This is a genomic window from Fusobacterium sp. DD2, assembly GCF_018205345.1.
Taxonomy (GTDB): Bacteria; Fusobacteriota; Fusobacteriia; order Fusobacteriales; family Fusobacteriaceae; genus Fusobacterium_A.
This window is the reverse complement of the sequence record NZ_JADRHM010000113.1, coordinates 1-2,477: the sequence shown is the minus strand read 5'-3', so window position 1 is coordinate 2,477 and position 2,477 is coordinate 1. Positions and strand designations below refer to the sequence as shown.

The window sequence follows — 2,477 nt, the reverse complement described above, 5'->3', positions numbered from 1 at the left end:
CCCTTTTTTATATTTTAAATGTAATCTTTTCTGCTATATCATGAAAACTATTTCTTACTGCTACTGCTTCTTCTGCCTCAATACTTTGTTCTATCTCTTCTATTTTCTGTATCTCTTTATTATCATCAGGATTCTTCATTCTAATAAGTTGTGCACCTAATATTATGAAGATAATTCCTGCAACTATATTAATAACCTTAGACGCACCTGGTTTTGTCTTAAGAAATTTAGATGCAAAAGATGCTGTAAAAGATAAAAATAAAGACCACACTGAAGTAGTACAAAAGTATGTAAATCCAAGTAATATAAATGCAATTGCTCCAAAATCACTGCTTTCTGTATTAACAAACCCTGGTAATATTGCTATAAAGAAAAGTGCTACCTTTGGATTTAAAACATTTGTCATCATCCCTTGAAAATAAGCTTTTTTCAAAGTTGTTTTTGGTCCACCTTCTTCATTTAATACAAGTGATTTTTTAGATAAAAGAGATTTAATTCCTAAATATATTAAATATCCAGCTCCAACATATTTAACAACTTGAAATGCTGTTGGTGAGCTTTTTAAAATCGCTGATAATCCTAAAGTTACAAATGCGGTGTGCACCATTACCCCTGAACATATTCCCAATGTTGAAAATACCCCAGTTTTTCTGTCATTAGAAATAGATTGAGTAAGAATATAAACTGTGTCACTTCCTGGAATCAAACTTAAAATCACACAAGATACAAAATACATCTCGTAGTTTACTATTCCAAACATTAATTTTCGCCTCCTGCCTCACTTTTTTTAAATTCATATAACTAACATATTTTAACATAATTTAACAAAAAGTCTAGCATATTTTAATAAAAAGTATTAAAATATAATACAGTTTATTTAGGACATTTGTCTATATATTTTGACATATATCTACCCAACTTACGAAATTGGATATTTCCTCTAACTCCTCTATTTTTAATTCCACTACACTATTTTTATCTCCACAGGCAAGTATTGTTGTTGGATATTTTTTTATTGAAATATCTAAATAGACTTCAACATCATCCTTTAATACAAAAGGGCAGACTCCACCAACTTTATGACCTATCACATTTTCAACATCTTCTCCTGAAATCATCTTCGCCTTTGTATGAAATGTTCCTTTAAATTTCTGATTACTTATCTTTCCATCACCAGCAGCTACTACTATAATAGGCTTATCTTTTATCCATAGAGATATAGATTTACCTATTCTTCCAACTTCACAGTTATTGGCTCTGGCAGCTTCTTCACAAGTTGCAGTTGAATCTTCAAACTCTCTTATTCTATCCTGAAAATTAAATTTTTCAAGATATTTTCTCACATTTTCTGACGACATAATACTTTCCCCCATATTTTATTTTCTTTTTATTATATCCTTAAATTTTCCATTCCAAAAGAACTATTTAATATATTTTACAAAATCTCCATATCCCTCACGTTCCATCTCATCTAAAGGTATAAATTTTATTGCTGCACTATTTATACAATATCTAAGACCACCTTTATCTCTGGGACCATCATCAAAAACATGCCCTAAATGTGCATTACCTACTCTGCTTCTTACCTCTATTCTATCCATATTATAGCTATTATCTCTTCTGTATTTTACTACTTCTGGAGCAATTGATTTAGTAAAGCTGGGCCATCCACACCCTGAATCAAATTTATCATTTGAAGTAAATAGCGGTTCTCCAGTTGTTATATCCACATATAGTCCCTTTTCATGATTATCATAGTACTCATTTTCAAATGCAAACTCTGTTCCATTTTTTTGTGTAACCTCATATTGAATATATGTAAGCTTTTTCTTTAATTCTTCATCACTAGGTTTTGTATATTTAGTTTCATCTATAATTGCATCTTTAGCAAGAGCCATATTTACATGACAATATCCACCTGGATTTTTTTTCAAATAATCCTGATGGTACTCTTCAGCTCTATCAAATCTCTCAAGTGGGAGTAATTCTACAACTATCTTTTCATTATAATTTCTTTGTTCCTTTTCAAGCTCCTCATTTGCAATTTTACGAGATTCTTCATCTATATAATAGATTCCTGTTCTATACTGAGTTCCACTATCATTTCCCTGCTTATTAAGAGATGTAGGGTCTATTATTCTAAAATAATATTTTAAAAGTGTAGCTAAATCCACTTTCGATTTATCATAAATGATATACACAGTCTCTGCATGACCAGAATTTCTATAACAAAGGTCTTCATATGTTGGATTTGCAAAATTTCCATTTGCATATCCTGATACAGTATCTATTACCCCTGGTATTCTGCTAAAATACTCTTCTACACCCCAAAAACATCCCCCTGCAAGATATATCTCTCCAATTTTGTCATTTTTTTCCATCTCTATAAATACACCTCCAACTTTATTCAACTAAATAAAAAATATATTACTATTGCATCTATTATACTATACTTATACTCTTTTTATCCACTTTAA

2 protein-coding genes and 1 pseudogene are annotated in these 2,477 nt (G+C 30.2%); all 3 read right to left on the bottom strand.

Going from position 1 to position 2,477, the window contains the following annotated elements; all coding sequences use genetic code 11:
* Nucleotides 1–7: 7 nt before the first annotated feature.
* Complete coding sequence (locus IX290_RS11290; protein WP_211493294.1) at nt 8–760, bottom strand: LysE family translocator; 753 nt, start codon at nt 758–760, stop codon at nt 8–10.
* A 130-nt stretch (nt 761–890) separates the two neighbouring features.
* Nucleotides 891–1,358, bottom strand: coding sequence for a YbaK/EbsC family protein (locus IX290_RS11285; protein WP_211493293.1), 468 nt, complete (start codon nt 1,356–1,358; stop codon nt 891–893).
* A gap of 63 nt (nt 1,359–1,421) precedes the next feature.
* Nucleotides 1,422–2,387, bottom strand: a pseudogene (msrAB, locus tag IX290_RS11280) (bifunctional peptide-methionine (S)-S-oxide reductase MsrA/peptide-methionine (R)-S-oxide reductase MsrB); the annotation flags it as partial.
* Nucleotides 2,388–2,477 lie beyond the last annotated feature (90 nt).